Annotated in this window: 13 protein-coding genes; 8 read left to right on the top strand and 5 right to left on the bottom strand. The window is 69.5% G+C overall.

The features are described from left to right. Window positions 1-17: 17 nt before the first annotated feature. Window positions 18-1403 (bottom strand): flagellar hook protein FlgE, encoded by a 1386-nt coding sequence (locus ACQKQD_RS03010; RefSeq protein WP_020092934.1) that lies wholly within the window; start codon window positions 1401-1403, stop codon window positions 18-20. Between the two features lie 310 nt (window positions 1404-1713). On the opposite strand from ACQKQD_RS03010, the gene ACQKQD_RS03005 reads away from it, so the two are divergent. Beyond that, window positions 1714-2181 (top strand): BLUF domain-containing protein, encoded by a 468-nt coding sequence (locus ACQKQD_RS03005; protein ID WP_020092935.1) that lies wholly within the window; start codon window positions 1714-1716, stop codon window positions 2179-2181. Between the two features lie 7 nt (window positions 2182-2188). After that, the gene (locus ACQKQD_RS03000) at window positions 2189-2647 is read left to right on the top strand and encodes a response regulator (RefSeq protein ID WP_020092936.1); all 459 of its coding nucleotides are present in this window, start codon (window positions 2189-2191) and stop codon (window positions 2645-2647) included. A 51-nt stretch (window positions 2648-2698) separates the two neighbouring features. Here the strand turns inward: ACQKQD_RS03000 and ACQKQD_RS02995 are convergent, their stop codons facing one another. After that, entirely contained in the window at window positions 2699-4312 is a 1614-nt protein-coding gene (locus ACQKQD_RS02995; protein ID WP_331299775.1) for a peptide chain release factor 3, read from the bottom strand. A 185-nt stretch (window positions 4313-4497) separates the two neighbouring features. Between ACQKQD_RS02995 and ACQKQD_RS02990 the strand changes: the two genes are divergently transcribed. Together ACQKQD_RS02990 and ACQKQD_RS02985 are read left to right on the top strand one after the other, a co-directional pair. Then, the gene (locus ACQKQD_RS02990; RefSeq protein WP_427507440.1) at window positions 4498-6027 is read left to right on the top strand and encodes a DUF1800 domain-containing protein; all 1530 of its coding nucleotides are present in this window, start codon (window positions 4498-4500) and stop codon (window positions 6025-6027) included. Further along, window positions 6024-7211, top strand: coding sequence for a DUF1501 domain-containing protein (locus tag ACQKQD_RS02985; RefSeq protein ID WP_427507439.1), 1188 nt, complete (start codon window positions 6024-6026; stop codon window positions 7209-7211). The genes ACQKQD_RS02990 and ACQKQD_RS02985 overlap by 4 nt, the downstream gene beginning before the upstream one ends. A gap of 259 nt (window positions 7212-7470) precedes the next feature. Here ACQKQD_RS02985 and ACQKQD_RS02980 read toward each other — a convergent pair whose 3' ends face one another. Further along, the gene (locus tag ACQKQD_RS02980) at window positions 7471-8517 is read right to left on the bottom strand and encodes a threonine aldolase family protein (protein WP_427507438.1); all 1047 of its coding nucleotides are present in this window, start codon (window positions 8515-8517) and stop codon (window positions 7471-7473) included. Window positions 8518-8739: 222 nt separating this feature from the next. Here ACQKQD_RS02980 and rpsU point away from each other — a divergent pair, with 222 nt between their 5' ends. After that, window positions 8740-9075, top strand: a complete 336-nt coding sequence (gene rpsU, locus ACQKQD_RS02975) for a 30S ribosomal protein S21 (protein ID WP_012322424.1) — start codon at window positions 8740-8742, stop codon at window positions 9073-9075. A gap of 297 nt (window positions 9076-9372) precedes the next feature. On the opposite strand, the gene ACQKQD_RS02970 is transcribed toward rpsU, so the two are convergent. Then, on the bottom strand, window positions 9373-9765 hold the full coding sequence (locus ACQKQD_RS02970) for a response regulator (RefSeq protein WP_026604893.1): 393 nt from the start codon (window positions 9763-9765) through the stop codon (window positions 9373-9375). 320 nt (window positions 9766-10085) lie between these two features. Here ACQKQD_RS02970 and ACQKQD_RS02965 point away from each other — a divergent pair, with 320 nt between their 5' ends. After that, on the top strand, window positions 10086-10871 hold the full coding sequence (locus tag ACQKQD_RS02965) for a class II glutamine amidotransferase (protein ID WP_056531902.1): 786 nt from the start codon (window positions 10086-10088) through the stop codon (window positions 10869-10871). A gap of 101 nt (window positions 10872-10972) precedes the next feature. Continuing rightward, on the top strand, window positions 10973-12406 hold the full coding sequence (locus ACQKQD_RS02960) for an NAD-dependent succinate-semialdehyde dehydrogenase (protein ID WP_427507437.1): 1434 nt from the start codon (window positions 10973-10975) through the stop codon (window positions 12404-12406). 39 nt (window positions 12407-12445) lie between these two features. Here the strand turns inward: ACQKQD_RS02960 and ACQKQD_RS02955 are convergent, their stop codons facing one another. After that, a complete protein-coding gene (locus ACQKQD_RS02955) occupies window positions 12446-12652 on the bottom strand; it encodes a SlyX family protein (RefSeq protein WP_020092944.1) in 207 nt (68 codons plus the stop codon). 371 nt (window positions 12653-13023) lie between these two features. Here ACQKQD_RS02955 and ACQKQD_RS02950 point away from each other — a divergent pair, with 371 nt between their 5' ends. After that, window positions 13024-14499, top strand: a complete 1476-nt coding sequence (locus ACQKQD_RS02950; protein WP_427507436.1) for a methyl-accepting chemotaxis protein — start codon at window positions 13024-13026, stop codon at window positions 14497-14499. Window positions 14500-14508: the final 9 nt, after the last annotated feature.

The following is a 14508-nucleotide window of genomic DNA, read 5'->3' as shown; positions in this document are numbered from 1 at the left end:
TCGAATCGCACCCTCACTCAGCGGATCACGTTGAGCAGATCAGACATCATCGTCTGGGCCGTCGACATGACGCGCGTGTTCGCAGAGTAAGCCTGCTGGGTTACGATCATCTTAGAGAATTCGGTCGCAATGTCGGTGTTCGATTGCTCGTTGCTCGCGCCCGAGATCGTGCTGCCGTTGAGGCCCGCGAGCGGAGGCCCCGAATCGACCGTCTGGAGATAGTTCCCGTTCGTATCGGCCTTCAGACCGTCGGCATTGGCGAACTGGACGACGCCGACCGAGGCGAGAGCCACGACCGAACCGTTGGAGAAGGTGCCGTTGACCTTGCCGTCCGGACCGACGGCCACGCTTGTGAGCGTCCCGGAGCTGTTGCCGTTCTGCGTCAGCGCGTTGGTCGTCGCCGCACCGGTCGTGTCGGCATACTGCGTCAGGCCTGAGGCGCTGAGATTCATGTTGAGGCTGGGGAATGTGTAGTCACCCATGGTGATCGGCCCCAGCGGGATCGGGTTCGTCGAGGGCGAGGTGAGCTTCCCGGTGGAATCGAAGGTGAAGGCCGTGCCCACGTTGTTCCAGTCGGACGTCGTGAGCGCGCTCGGGTTGGTGGAGTAGTACAGGTTCCACACGGCCGGCTGAGCCGGCGTGGTCGTCGCGTCCTGGACCTTGGCCCAGCGGGTCGTCAGCGTGAGCGGCGCGCCGGTCGACGTGTAGACCGGCAGCGACGGGCCGGCGATGCTGTTGCTCATGAAGGTCGAGACGGCACCGGTCTGAGTCGAATCGACCTTGACGCCGGTCTGCCCCGATCCGGAGGTCACGACGGCCGCGGTATTCTGATTGTAGAGATCGGATCCCGACGTCGCCGAGGCCGACGTGCTCGGCGTCGAGGGCAGGTTGGCGGCGTAGGTGATCGTCGTGGTGGCCTGCGCCGGCAGCGCCGAGTTGCCGATCTTGATCGGACCGATGCTGGTCGTCTGACCGGTGATCGGATCGAGGTTGGATCCGGTCAGGTATCCGCCGGCGCCGTTGACGAGATAGCCGTCCTTGTCCTGGGCGAAATCGCCCCGGCGCGTGTACAGGCTCGTGCCGCCGAAGGATGTGGCGCCGTTCGCGTCGCCGGTCTTCTGCACGACGGTGAAGAAGCCCTGGCCGTTGATGGCCATGTTGGTGGGCACGCTCGACGAGACCACGTTGCCGGCCAGGGTGTTGGTGAGCTGCGACTGGGGCAGCACCGAACCCGCGACCTCGCGGCCCGGCGTCTTCTCGGACATCAGGTCGACGAAGCTGGTGTCGATGCGCTTGTAGCCGGTCGTCTGCGAGTTCGCGATGTTCCCGGAGATGTTGCTGATGGCGTAGGACTGCGCCTGGAGTCCGGAGACCGAGGTCTGCAGGGCGGTGAAAAGATCCATTGCGAACGATCCCGATGCGCGCCGCACTGGCCCGCAGGCCGGACCGGCCGCAACCGGCGTGCCAGGGCTAAGTCCTTGAGAATCCTGGACCGGATTGTCGACGACCCGGCAGGGTTGACCGGTCATGGCCGCGCGCCCGGCAGATCCTGCCGGGTCGGTAACGCAGGCGCGGAGATCCGGACCGGAAGTCCCGTCCGCCGCGTTTACGCGGTGTTATTCGACACGCGCGAAGATGCCGCCGGGCCGGGGCCACGCGCGGTGCGTCCTGTCCGGAAGCGCTCAACGGGTACGGATTGCGGATCTCGGGATCATGCGGGCGAAACGGACAAGCCTCGTCCACATCATCTACTTCTCGCGTCTCAACCTGTCGTCGGACGCGGCGAAGAGGTCCGAGCAGATCAGCGATATCGGTCGGATCGCTCAGAAGAAGAACGAGTTCGCGGTGATCACGAGCTTTCTGGTCATCGAGGGGAACTTCGCCTGCCAGGTCATCGAGGGCGAGCGCACATCCGTGCACGAGACCTTCGACCGGGTGAGTGCCGACAGCCGGCACCGCGAGGTCCAGATCAGCGAGTGGCGGGAGATCACCAAGCGCGAGTTCGTCCACTCGTTCAAGAGCGCGCAGCGCACGGCCGGGAACGACACGCTGTTCGCCAAGGCCAACCTGCTCCCGATGCTCCAGCGCGGAACGCCGAAGGCGTCCGCGATACACGGGCTGTGCCTGTCGCTGCAGTCCGACGCGATGTCCCGTCAGGGCATCGACCACCTCTTCATCTGAGCCGCCGATGTCCGAGAGCGATACGCCCCCGATTCTCATCGTCGACGATCAGGAGAAGCTCCTGCGGCTGATCGTGATGCTGATGACCCGCATCGGCTTCCCGGATGTCGAGGGCGTCACCAACGCGCCCGAGGCGCTGGAGCGGATGCGGCAGCGCCGCTACGCCCTGGTGATCTCCGATCTCGACATGGAGCCCATGGACGGGCTCACCCTGCTGCGCGAGATCCGCGCCGACGACGCGCTGATGAACACGCCCTTCATGCTCACCGAGTCGTCCTTCGACTTCGAGGACATCAATCTCGCCCACCAGGCGGGCGCGGACGCCTTCATCCTCAAGCCGTTCGACATGGCGGTGCTGAAGACCAAGCTAAAGCAGGTCCTCAACCGCAAGCCGCGCAAGCGCGAGGCGCCGATCGCGTCCGAATCGACCCTGAGCGTCGAATTCCCGATGCTCGGCAAGTTCTGACGCCGCGCACCCCTCGCGGGCCCGGCGACGCGGAGGCGCCGCCGAAGCGCGTCACGCCGCCCGCTTCTGGTAATCCTTCACGTCGGTGAAGCGCACGGCCGGGTAGCGCTCCTCCTCGTAGCGGAGCGAGAAGGCCGTGGTCGCCATGAAGACCGGGGCACCGTCGAGGTCCTTGGCCATGGCCGAGCCGTGCGAGTCGATGAACTTGTCGAGCTCGGCCTCCGAATCGGACGACACCCAGCGGCAGACCGAGAATCGCGAGGTCTCGTAATCCACCGGCAGGCCGTACTCGGCCTGGAGCCGCTCCTTCAGCACGTCGAGCTGCAGCGCGCCGACCACGCCGACGATCGCCTGGCTGCCGTCCTGCGGCACGAACACCTGGACGACGCCCTCCTCGCCCATCTGCTGGAGCGCCTCACGCAGCTTCTTGGCCTTCATGGCGTCGGTCAGCTTGATCCGGCGCAGGATCTCGGGGGCGAAGCTCGGGACGCCGCGGAACACGATGTCCTCGCCCTCGGTGAGCGTGTCGCCGATGCGCAGCGTACCGTGATTCGGGATGCCGACCACGTCGCCCGCGTAGGCCTCGTCGGCGATCGCGCGGTCCTGGGCGAAGAAGAACTGCGGCGCCGAGAGCGAGATCGGCTTGCCGGTGCGCACCAGCCGGGCCTTCATGCCCCGGTTGAGCTTCCCCGAGCAGACCCGCATGAACGCGATCCGGTCCCGGTGATTCGGGTCCATGTTCGCCTGGATCTTGAACACGAAGCCGGTCATGCGCGGCTCGGTCGGCTCGACGAGGCGCTTGTCGGCGTCCTGGCCGCGGGGTGGCGGCGCCACCTTGGCGAGACCGTCGATCAGGTCGCGCACGCCGAAATTGCGCAGCGCCGAGCCGAAGAAGACCGGCGTCAAGTGGCCCTCGCGGAACGCGTCGAGGTCGAACGGCTTCAGGCCGCCCTCGGCGAGTTCCACCTCCTCGCGCCACGCGTCGGCCGCGCCGTCCTCGGTGAGCAGCTCGTCGAACAGCGGGTCGTCCGGGCCGGTCACCGCGACCATGCCGGCATCCTCGGCCGCGTCGAGGCGCCGGACGCGATTGCCGCCGAGCTCGTAGGTACCGGAGAAGTTGCGGCCGGTGCCGATCGGCCACGTGACCGGGGCGACGTCGAGCGCGAGCGTCTTCTCGATCTCGTCGAGCAGCTCGAACGGGTCGCGCGCCTCGCGGTCGAGCTTGTTGACGAACGTGACGATCGGGATGTCGCGCAGGCGGCAGACCTCGAACAGCTTGCGCGTGCGCGCCTCGATGCCCTTCGCAGCGTCGATCACCATGACGGCCGAATCGACCGCCGTCAGCGTCCGGTAGGTGTCCTCCGAGAAGTCCTCGTGGCCTGGCGTGTCGAGGAGGTTGAAGACGCAGTCGCCGTACTCGAAGGTCATCACCGAGGTGACCACCGAGATGCCGCGCTCCTTCTCGATGCCCATCCAGTCGGAGCGGGTCGAGACCCGGTTGCGCTTGGCCTTCACCTCGCCGGCGAGCTGGATCGCGCCCCCGAACAGCAGCAGCTTCTCGGTGAGCGTGGTCTTGCCCGCGTCCGGGTGCGAGATGATCGCGAAGGTGCGCCGCCGCGACACCGGATCGGCCGGCCTCGCCTCGGTCTTGGTCTGCATCAGCATGGAGCGAACGCTCTGGGTCGGCGAAACGTGGTGGTGCGCGGCGCGGCACTCGCGCGGTCTCGGGATCGTGTAGCGGCAAGCCCCGATATTGGCAAAGACGGCGGCAGAATGGGGCCGCCTTTCAGGCACCGTACAGGGGCGTGACACCACGCTTCCCCGGTCGATCCACGCTTCGCGAGGCCCCGATGTCGCGCGCCGCAGCACGCTGCTGTCTGGTCACCGCTCTGCTGTTCGCCTCCGCGGGCCCCGGGCCCCGCGCGGCCGAGGCGCTGCAGCGCGCCGCAGCGGCCGACGCCGCCTTCCTCGATGCCCTGACCTGGGGCGCCACGCCCTCGGCCTTCGCGCAGCTCACCTCGGAGGGGCGGACGCGCTGGCTACACGATCAGCTTCACCCGCCCGCCGAAATGCGCCTGCCCCCCGACGCCCAGGCGCAGGTCGACGCGCTGACCCCGCCGGGCAGCCTGTTCGAGCGGGCCCAGGCCCTGGACGCGCAGGCCAAGGCGGCGAAGGACATCGCCGATCCCGAGGCCAGGAAGGTTGCGCAGCAGGCTTTCCAGGCGGCGCTCAACGCGGCCGCGCGGAACGCCGCCTCGGTTTGGGTGCTGCGGGCGCTCTACAGCCCCGACCAGCTGCGCGAGCGGCTGACGTGGTTCTGGTTCAACCGGCTCAACGTCCACCAGGGAAAGTCGATGCTGCGCGCCGCCGTGGGCGACTACGTCGAGACGGCGATCCGCCCGCACGTCCTCGGGCGCTTCCGCGACCTGCTGATGGCGAGCCTGCGCCACCCGGCGATGCTGCGCTACCTCGACAACGACGCCAACGCCGCCGGTCGCCCGAACGAGAACTACGCCCGGGAGATCATGGAGCTGCACACGATGGGTGTCGGATCCGGCTACACGCAGGGCGACGTCGAGGCCCTGGCGCGGATCCTGAGCGGGGTCGGCATCGACCTGAAGCCCGAGAACCCGAAGCTCCGCCCCGAGCGCGCCGCCGACTTCCGCCGGGACGGCCTGTTCGCGTTCAACCCGAACCGGCACGATTACGGCGACAAGGTCTTCCTCGGCACGCGCATCCGGGGGCGCGGCTGGCCCGAGGTCGAGGAGGCGGTCGACCTGATCGCCCGCAACCCCGCCACCGCGACCAACGTCTCACGGGCGCTGGCGACCTACTTCCTCGGGCAGGCACCCGACGACGCCCTCGTCGCCCGGCTCGCCGCCGTCTTCACGCGGACCGACGGCGACATCGCCGCGGTGATGGAGGCGCTGGTGCGCGAGCCGGCCTTCACGGCCGAGCGCGGCGGCGCCTTCAAGGACCCGGTGCGCTATGTCTTCTCGGCCCTGCGCATGGCCTACGACGGGCGCGTGATCCGCAACGCCGGCCCGGTGCTCGGCTGGCTGAACCGCCTCGGCGAGGGCCTGTTCAACCGCTCGACGCCGGACGGCTACCCCCTCGACGCGGCCGCCTGGAACGGACCCGGGCAGCTCGCGACGCGGTTCGAGATCGCCCGGCAGATCGGATCCGGCTCGGCCGGCCTGTTCAAGCCGGCGCTGCCCGATCAGGCCGAGGAGCCGGCCTTCCCGGTGCTCGCCAACGGGCTCTATTTCTCGGCGCTGTCCGGCACCCTGTCGGCGGCGACGCGCGCGGCGCTCGCCCAGGCGGTCTCGCCGCAGGACTGGAACACCCTCTACCTCGCCTCGCCGGAGTTCATGCGATGAACCGTCGCGACCTGATCCGCGCCTCGGCGGCGCTCGGCCTGTCCACGGTGGCCGGCCGCGTCTGGGCCGCCCCGAAGGCCGACGCGCGCCTCCTCGTGGTGTTCCTGCGCGGCGCCTACGACGCCGCCAACGTGGTGATCCCGACCGGCAGCGACTTCTATTACCGGTCGCGGCCAAACCTCGCGATCCCGAAGCCCGACGCGTCGGACCCGAAGGCAGCGCTGGCGCTCGACGCCGACTGGAGCCTGCACCCGGCTTTGCGCGACACGCTCCTGCCGCTCTACGCCAAGGGTCAGGCCGCCCTCGTGCCGTTCGCCGGCACCGACGACCTGACCCGGAGCCATTTCGAGACCCAGGACACGATCGAGATGGGCCAGACGGTCGGCGCGGCCCGCGACTACAATTCCGGCTTCATGGCCCGGCTCGCCGCGGAGCTGACCCGGGTCCGGCCGATCGCCTTCACCGACCAGATGCCGCTCATCTTCCGGGGCGGCGAGACGGTGCCCAACATCGCCATCAACGGAGTCGGCAAGCCCGGCATCGACGACCGGCAGGCCCGCCTCATCGCGGCGATGTACAGCGACACCAAGCTGGCCGCCGCCGTGACCGAGGGGTTCCGGGTGCGCGACGCGGTCTACCACACGATCTCCGATCATGCCGGGCAGGCCGACCGCGGGGCGGTCTCGCCCAAGGGCTTCGAGCTGTCAGCCCGGCGCATCGGCCGCCTGATGCGCGAGACCTTCAACCTCGGCTTCGTCGATGTCGGCGGCTGGGACACGCACGTGAACCAGGGCGCGGGCACCGGCTACCTCGCCGACCGACTCGGCGAGCTGGGGCGCGGACTCTCGGGCTTCGTCGAGGAGATCGGGCCGGGCTGGTCCGACACGGTGGTGGTGGTGCTGTCGGAGTTCGGACGCACCTTCCGGGAGAACGGGAGCCGCGGCACCGATCACGGCCACGGCAGCGTCTACTGGATCCTCGGCGGCGGCGTCCGGGGCGGCCGGATCGCGGGACCGCAGGTGCGGGCCGACGAGGCGCACCTGTTCCAGAACCGGGACTATCCGGTGCTCACCGACTATCGCGGCCTGCTGGGCGGCCTGTTCCGGCGGCTCTACGGACTCGACCAAGCGATCCTGCGGCGGATCTTCCCCAGCGCGGACCCGGCGGATCTCGCGCTGCTGTAGGGAGCGGGCCGTCGCAGCGTCGCGCCGTCCCAGCACTCGCGAGCCCGGGCTCTCAGCCCCTCCGTCATCGCGAGCGCAGCGAAGCGACCCAGGGCCGCACGAGTTCGGCAGGCGTCGCGCGACGCTGGGTCGCTTCGCTGCGCTCGCAAGGACGACCAAGCGCATGTCGTGCCGACGTATCGATGCTCCTCAGCGGATCCCGACATCAGCGCGCGAAACACCTTCGACGGGTTGGCTCCGCGCCCCTCTGTCCGCGCGCTCAGGCCGCGGCGGCCGCCAGGGTGCGCAGGTCGCCGACCAGCTCGTCGACCCGTTCCGTCCGGGCATCCCAGGCGAACATGAAGCGCGCCCCGCCGCCGATGAAGGTGTAGAACCGCCAGCCCCGGGCGCGCAGGCCCTCCATCGTGGCCGCCGGCATCGTCAGGAAGACCGCGTTCGCCTCGACGGGAAACAGCGCTCGCACCCCCGGCAGCCCGCCGACCGCCTCGGCGAAGCGGCGGGCGCAGGCGTTGCCGTGGGCCGCGTTCCGCAGCCACGCGCCGCTCTCCAGCATGCCGACCCAGGGGGCCGCGAGGAAGCGCATCTTCGAGGCGAGCTGGCCGGCCTGCTTGCAGCGGTAGCCGAAATCCTCCGCGAGCTTGGCGTCGAAGAACACCACCGCCTCGCCGGCATGCATACCGTTCTTGGTGCCGCCGAAGCACAGGACGTCGATGCCCGAGCGCCACGTCATGTCGGCGGGGCTGCACCCGAGGCTCGCGCAGGCATTGGCGAAGCGCGACCCGTCCATGTGCAGGGCGAGGCCCAGCTCGCGGCAGGTCGCCGACAGGGCCCGCAGCTCGGCGAGGCTGTAGACCTGCCCGGTCTCGGTGGGCTGCGTGATCGTCACCACGCGCGGCCGCGGGAAGTGGATGTCGCTGCGGTTCTGCGCCAGCCCGCGGATCGCCTCCGGCGTCAGCTTGCCGCCCTCGGTCCGGACGGTCAGCAGCTTCGAGCCGTTCGAGAAGAATTCCGGCGCGCCGCACTCGTCGGTCTCGACATGGGCCGAGTCGGCGCAGATCACGCTGTGGTAGGACTGGCACAGCGCGGCCAGCGCCAGCGCGTTGGCGGCCGTGCCATTGAAGGCGAAGAACACCTCGCACGGGGTCTCGAACAGGTCCCGGAAGGCGTCGGCCGCCCGGGCGGTCCAGGTGTCCTCGCCGTAGGCCTGGGCGTGGCCGCGATTGGCCGCCTCCATCGCAGCCCAGGCCTCCGGGCAGATGCCGGAATAGTTGTCGCTGGCGAATTGCTGCGAGTCGTCGTGTCTCATCCGCGCAGCCTAGCACGGCGCAGGCGCGGATGGATCGCGCGGACAGGTTGGAACTGGTGCGCGCTTGGTGTAATAGCCCCGTCAAGGCGTGAGCTCCACGCCGATTCGGAAACCGACGTTCCCGTCCCTCCCGGGTTCAAACCGGGCGAGGGACGTTGCCGGTTTCCAGATCGGCGGCGGGCCGCGTGAACCCAGAACTTCAGGTCCAGAGGATCAAGTCCGTTGCAGGTACTCGTTCGCGACAACAACGTCGATCAAGCGCTCCGCGTCCTCAAGAAGAAGATGCAGCGCGAGGGCATCTTCCGCGAGATGAAGCAGCGCAAGGCTTATGAGAAGCCGTCCGTGCGCAAGGCTCGCGAGAAGGCCGAGGCCGTCCGCCGCGCCCGCAAGCAGGCCCGCAAGACCGCGATCCGCGAGGGCCTGATCGCCGCGCCGAAGCCGAAGCCCCGCTTCCCCGCCGGCGGCCGTCGTCCCGGCTTCCCGTCGCCGTCCGCCGCGCAGGGCCAGGGCGGCAACGCCGCCGGCCAGACCCCGGTCAGCCCGGCTCCCGCCGCCTGAGCGACACCACGTCAGTCATGAGAGAGCCCGGCCTGCGCGCGCAGGCCGGGCTTTTTCTTTGCGTCGCGTCCGGATGAAGGCGCCCGGGCACGCGAGCCGCACGCGGCGCGGGTTCCCTCTCCACCCGAGTCGAGCTTGCCCCGAGTCGGGCTTCTCAGGACGGATCTCGGGCAGGCCCGAGATCCGTCTGGAGAGGGGGAAGGTCGCGCCTGTAGCGCCGAGCCGGGGCTCTGCGCTCGCGATGACGTGAAGAGCTTCGAGCGCCGGGCGCTCAGGCCGCCAGCTCAGGCCGCTAGCTCAGGCCGCCTTGGCGGCCATGGTGGCGTGCTCGGCCTGGACCAGCACGTCGAGGGCCCGCCAGGGCTTCTGCATGTAGACCGCCTGATCGGGGAGACGCGCATCCCGGCTCGCGCCCGAGGTGACGACCACGCGCACGTCCGGCCACCGCCGCTTGACCGCCTGCGCCAGCGACACGCCGTCCATGGCGCCCGGCAGGCGCACGTCCGCGAAGAGCAGCGCCACGGTCACGTCGGACCGCTCCAGCACCGAGAGGGCCGCCTCGGCGCTCTCGCAGGCGATCACGCCGAGATCGGTCTCCTCGAGCACCGCCGTCGCGAGATCGCGCACAGCCGCATCGTCCTCCACGACGAGCGCCACGGGGGCGGAACTATCGGGCGTTGCGCGATCCATCAAAGTCTCCTGCTGCCGGTACCTTGCCCCGCGTCGGGTGGCCGCCTGTGCGGCGAGCTTCTGATTCCCCGATTCGGCCATGCTGACCCTTCATGAGGCGGCTCACAAGAGTCGCGTCGCTCCGGAGGCGAATGCCTGCCCTGCGGACAGGCGGCGCCATTTTCATGCGGAACGCACGAAAATGGCGCAGTTTCCGGGCGGTTAAGAAACTGTTCACCGGAGTGGACCGACTGTTAACGTCCTGCGGCGGAACGTCTCCACCCGCGCGGGGCGTTTCGCCGGATCGAACGCGGCCCAGAGCTGAAGGATCATCGTCCGACATGTGCCGTTTCCTCGCCTACAGCGGTGAGCCGGTCTTCCTCTCCGACCTCGTCTGCGCGCCGACCCACTCGCTGGTGCACCAGTCGCTGCACGCGGACGAGGGGAAGACCGAGACCAACGGCGACGGTTTCGGCATCGGCTGGTACGCCGAGCGGCCCGAGCCGGGTGTCTACCGCGACATCTCCCCGGCGTGGTCGGACGAGAACCTCGTGAACCTCTGCGGGCAGGTGCGGGCGCGGACGTTCTTCGCGCACGTGCGCGCCTCGACCGGGACGGCCACCGCCCGAGCCAACTGCCACCCCTTCGTGTTCGGCCGCCACCTGTTCATGCACAACGGCCAGATCGGCGGCTACCACCGGATCAAGCGGCGCCTCGAGGCGCTGATCCCGGATTCCTACTACGACCATCGCCGCGGCAGCACCGACTCGGAGGCGATCTTCCTCCTGGCGCTCGCCAACGGCCTCGAGGCGGACCCCGTCGGCGCGATGGCGCGGACGCTGAAGACCGTCCGCGAATTGATGGAGTCGGCGAATGTCTGCGAGCCGCTGCGCTTCACCGCGCTTCTCACGGACGGCGAGACGCTGACCGCCTATCGCTGGGCCTGCGACGGCCGGCCGCCGAGCCTGTACTATCGCGAGGGGCCGGGCGGCATCGTCGTCGTCTCGGAGCCCATCGACGGCTGCCGCGAGGGCTGGCGGGTGGTTCCGAAGGGCGCGACACTGCGCGCCCGCCACGGGAGCGCGACCCTCGTCGAGGCGCCGGAGCCCGCGCGCGCCGCCGCCTGAATACAGACGGCCCCAGCCATGCCGCCGCGGGGATTGCCGGGGCGCGCCACATCGCCACATTCCGCCTGCGGCCGATGGTGCGGCCGAGCGGGAATCGACCGATGTATCCGGATACCGAGCTTCACATCGCCGGGCGCTGGCGCGCGGGTGCCGACCGGGACACCCTGGGGGTCCTGAACCCCGCCACGGGCGAGACGATCGGCCAGTGCGCGGTCGCCACCACGGCGGATCTCGACGAGGCCCTGGCGGCCGCCGCCCGCGCCTTCCCGGCCTGGCGCAAAGTCGCGCCCTTCGAGCGCGCCAAGGTGATGCGCAAGGCGGCCGACCTGCTGCGCGCCCGGGTCGACGAGATCGCCCGGATCATGACGCTGGAGCAGGGCAAGCCGCTCGCCGAGTCGCGGGTCGAGACCCTGGCGGCGGCCGACATCATCGACTGGTTCGCCGAGGAGGGTAAGCGCGCCTACGGCCGCGTCATCCCGGGCCGCGCCGACGGCGTGCTGCAGGCGGTGGTCCGCGAGGCGGTCGGGCCGGTGGCCTGCTTCACGCCCTGGAACTTCCCGATCAATCAGGCGGTCCGCAAGATCTCGGCGGCGCTCTGCACCGGCTGCACGGTGATCCTGAAGGGCCCGGAGGACACGCCGGCGAGTTGCGCCGCCCTGGTCCGCGCCTTCCTGGATGCGGGCATCCCGGGCGATGCGCTCTCGCTGGTCTACGGCGATCCCGAAGCCATCTCGACCTACCTGATCCCGCACCCGGTCATCCGGAAGATCTCGTTCACCGGCTCGACCGTGGTCGGCAAGAAGCTCGCGGCGCTCGCGGGCGAGCACATGAAGCGCGCCACGATGGAACTCGGCGGCCACGCCCCCGCGATCGTGTTCGGCGACGCCGACGTGGAGAAGGCGGTGGCCGTCCTGGCCCCGTCGAAGTTCCGCAATGCCGGCCAGGTCTGCGTCTCGCCGACCCGCTTCCTCGTGCACGATTCGGTCTTCGACCGCTTCGTCGAGGGCTTCACGACCTTCGCCAAGTCGGTGAAGGTCGGCGACGGGCTCGATCCCGAGACCAAGATGGGCCCGCTGGTCCACGGGCGGCGCCTCGACGCCGTCACGGCGCTGGCGGCGGACGCCGAGTCCAGCGGGGCGACGCTGCGGGCGGGCGGCAAGCGCCTCGGCAACCAGGGCAACTTCTTCGAGCCGACGGTCTTCACCGAGGTGCCGCTGACCGCCCGGATCATGAATGAGGAGCCCTTCGGCCCCGTGGCGATGATCAACCGGTTCTCCGACGACGAGGAGGCGCTCACCGAGGCCAACCGCCTGCCCTACGGGCTCGCGGCCTACGCCTACACCCGCTCCGCCGAGCGCGCGGCGCGGGTGTCGAACGCGGTCGAGAGCGGCATGATCTCGATCAACCACCACGGCCTCGCCCTGCCCGAGACGCCGTTCGGCGGCGTCAAGGATTCGGGCTACGGCAGCGAGGGCGGCCCGGAGGCCCTCGACGCCTACCTGGTCACCAAGTTCGTCACGCAGGCGAATTTCTGACGCACCGGCCGGCGCGCCGCGGCGCGCCGGCCCCTTCCCTCAGTAATGCGGCGGCGGCGGTTCCGGCCCGCGCGGCGCCGCGCGGGCGGCCGCCTCCTCCACCTGCTCCCGCAGCGCGTCGAGCTGCCGGACGAGCCGGTCGATCACCCGCCACTGCTCGGTCACGGTCCGGTTCAGATCCTCGATCGTCGCATCCTGCTCGGTCAGTCGCATCTCCAGGCGATCGATCCGTGTCGCCTCGTCCATGTCGGGTCTCCAGGCAGTGCCGTGTCGCGAGCTGTCCCCGACCCGATCGTCTCGGACCGCCGGCGCTCGACGCTCCTCCTAACGCAGGCCGCGCGCCGAACAACCCGACGGACCGCCTACAGCCATGACCAGTCGAGAACGTCCATCAGTGATGTATAGACTCGAAGACCTATAATTGCGCGAAATTGATTTATATCTCGCGTGTCTTTGCAGTCTGAATAAATGCATTTTGCGATGATCGACAGCGCTCCTACAACTTTCTCGCGCTCTCATTGAGCCTTTTTCATGACGAGAGCACGCCATTGACGGTTTTTTAAGCGCGTCTCCTCATGATCGTCCGAATTTTACAGATCAGTCGGGCACGGGCTCCGATGGCGATGTTTGGTTCACGCGACGACGCCCTCCTCGCGGCGATCGACCGGACGATGGCGCGGGTGGAATTCGACCTCGACGGCACCGTCACCGACGCGAACGCCGTGTTCCTTGACCTCGTCGGCTACACGCTCGACGAAGTCCGGGGCCAGCATCACAGAATGTTCGTGCCTGAGGCCGACAGGTCCGGTCCGAACTACAGCGCCTTCTGGGACCGGCTGCGCGCCGGTCAGCACGAGGCGCGTGCCTTTCCGCGGGTTACGAAAGCCGGCCAAACCGTGTGGATCCAGAGCTCCTACAACCCGATCCTCGACCGCCGCGGCAAGCCCACCAAGGTCGTCAAGCTCGCCACCGACATCACCGCGGAACGCGCCCGCAACGCGCTCCACGCCGGTCAGGTCGAAGCGCTCAACCGTTCGCAGGCGGTGATCTGCTTCGCCCTCGACGGGACGATCACGGACGCGAACAGCAACTTCCTGTCCACGATGGGCTACACGCTGGAGGAGATCCGCGGGCGGCATCACCGCATGTTCATGGCGCCGGCGGAGGCGGCCAGCCCGAACTACACGGCGTTCTGGGCCGCGCTCGGCAACGGCCAGTACCAGGCCGGCGAGTTCCGGCGCGTCGGGAAGGACGGCCGCATCGTCTGGATCTTCGGCGCGTACAATCCGATCCTCGACGCCGACGGCAAGCCCTGCGCGGTGGTGAAGTTCGCTACCGACGTGACCCGGCAGGTCGAAGACCGCCAGCGCCGGGCCGAGGGGCAGCGCGCGATCGACGCCGACATCGCGGCGATCCGCGATTCGATGAGCCGGGTGGTCCGGCAGGCGGACGAGACCGCGGAGGCCTCGAGCCGGACAAGCCGCAACGTCGATGCGGTCGCTGCGGGTTCGGAGGAGTTCGCCGCCTCGATCGAGGAACTCAGCCGTCACGCGATGCAGGCGAAATCCTCCGTCGATCTGGTCGTTTCCCGCGCCGAGGAGGCGGGGGCGATCGTCGTGGGGCTGACCGGCGCCGCGGACCGGATCGGGGCGGCGGTGAGCCTGATCCGGTCCATCGCCGACCAGACGAACCTGCTGGCGCTGAACGCCACGATCGAGGCGGCCCGGGCCGGAGCGGCCGGCAAGGGCTTCGCGGTCGTCGCCGCCGAGGTGAAGGCGCTCGCCGAGCAGACCGCCAAGGCCACCGGCGAGATCGGAACCCAGATCGCCGCCGTGCAGGCCGAGACCTCCCGGGCCGTCTCGGCGATCGACGGGATCGGCGCCACGATCGAGCAACTCAGCGCGATCTCGCTCAGCGTCTCGTCGGCCGTGACCGAGCAGGCCGCGGTGACCCGCGACATGACCGAGAACATGCAGTCGGCGGCGCAGGGCGTCGCGGCGATCCACACCGCCATGGCGGAGATCGCCTCCTCGGCGAGCGTCGTCGACGCCTCGGTGCGCAAGGTCTCGGAGGCGGCACGCGCCCTCGCGTGAGCCGGCCCG

It is taken from the genome of Methylobacterium sp. NPDC080182 (assembly GCF_050281105.1).
Taxonomy (GTDB): domain Bacteria; phylum Pseudomonadota; class Alphaproteobacteria; order Rhizobiales; family Beijerinckiaceae; genus Methylobacterium.
This window is presented reverse-complemented; position numbering and strand designations above follow the sequence as displayed.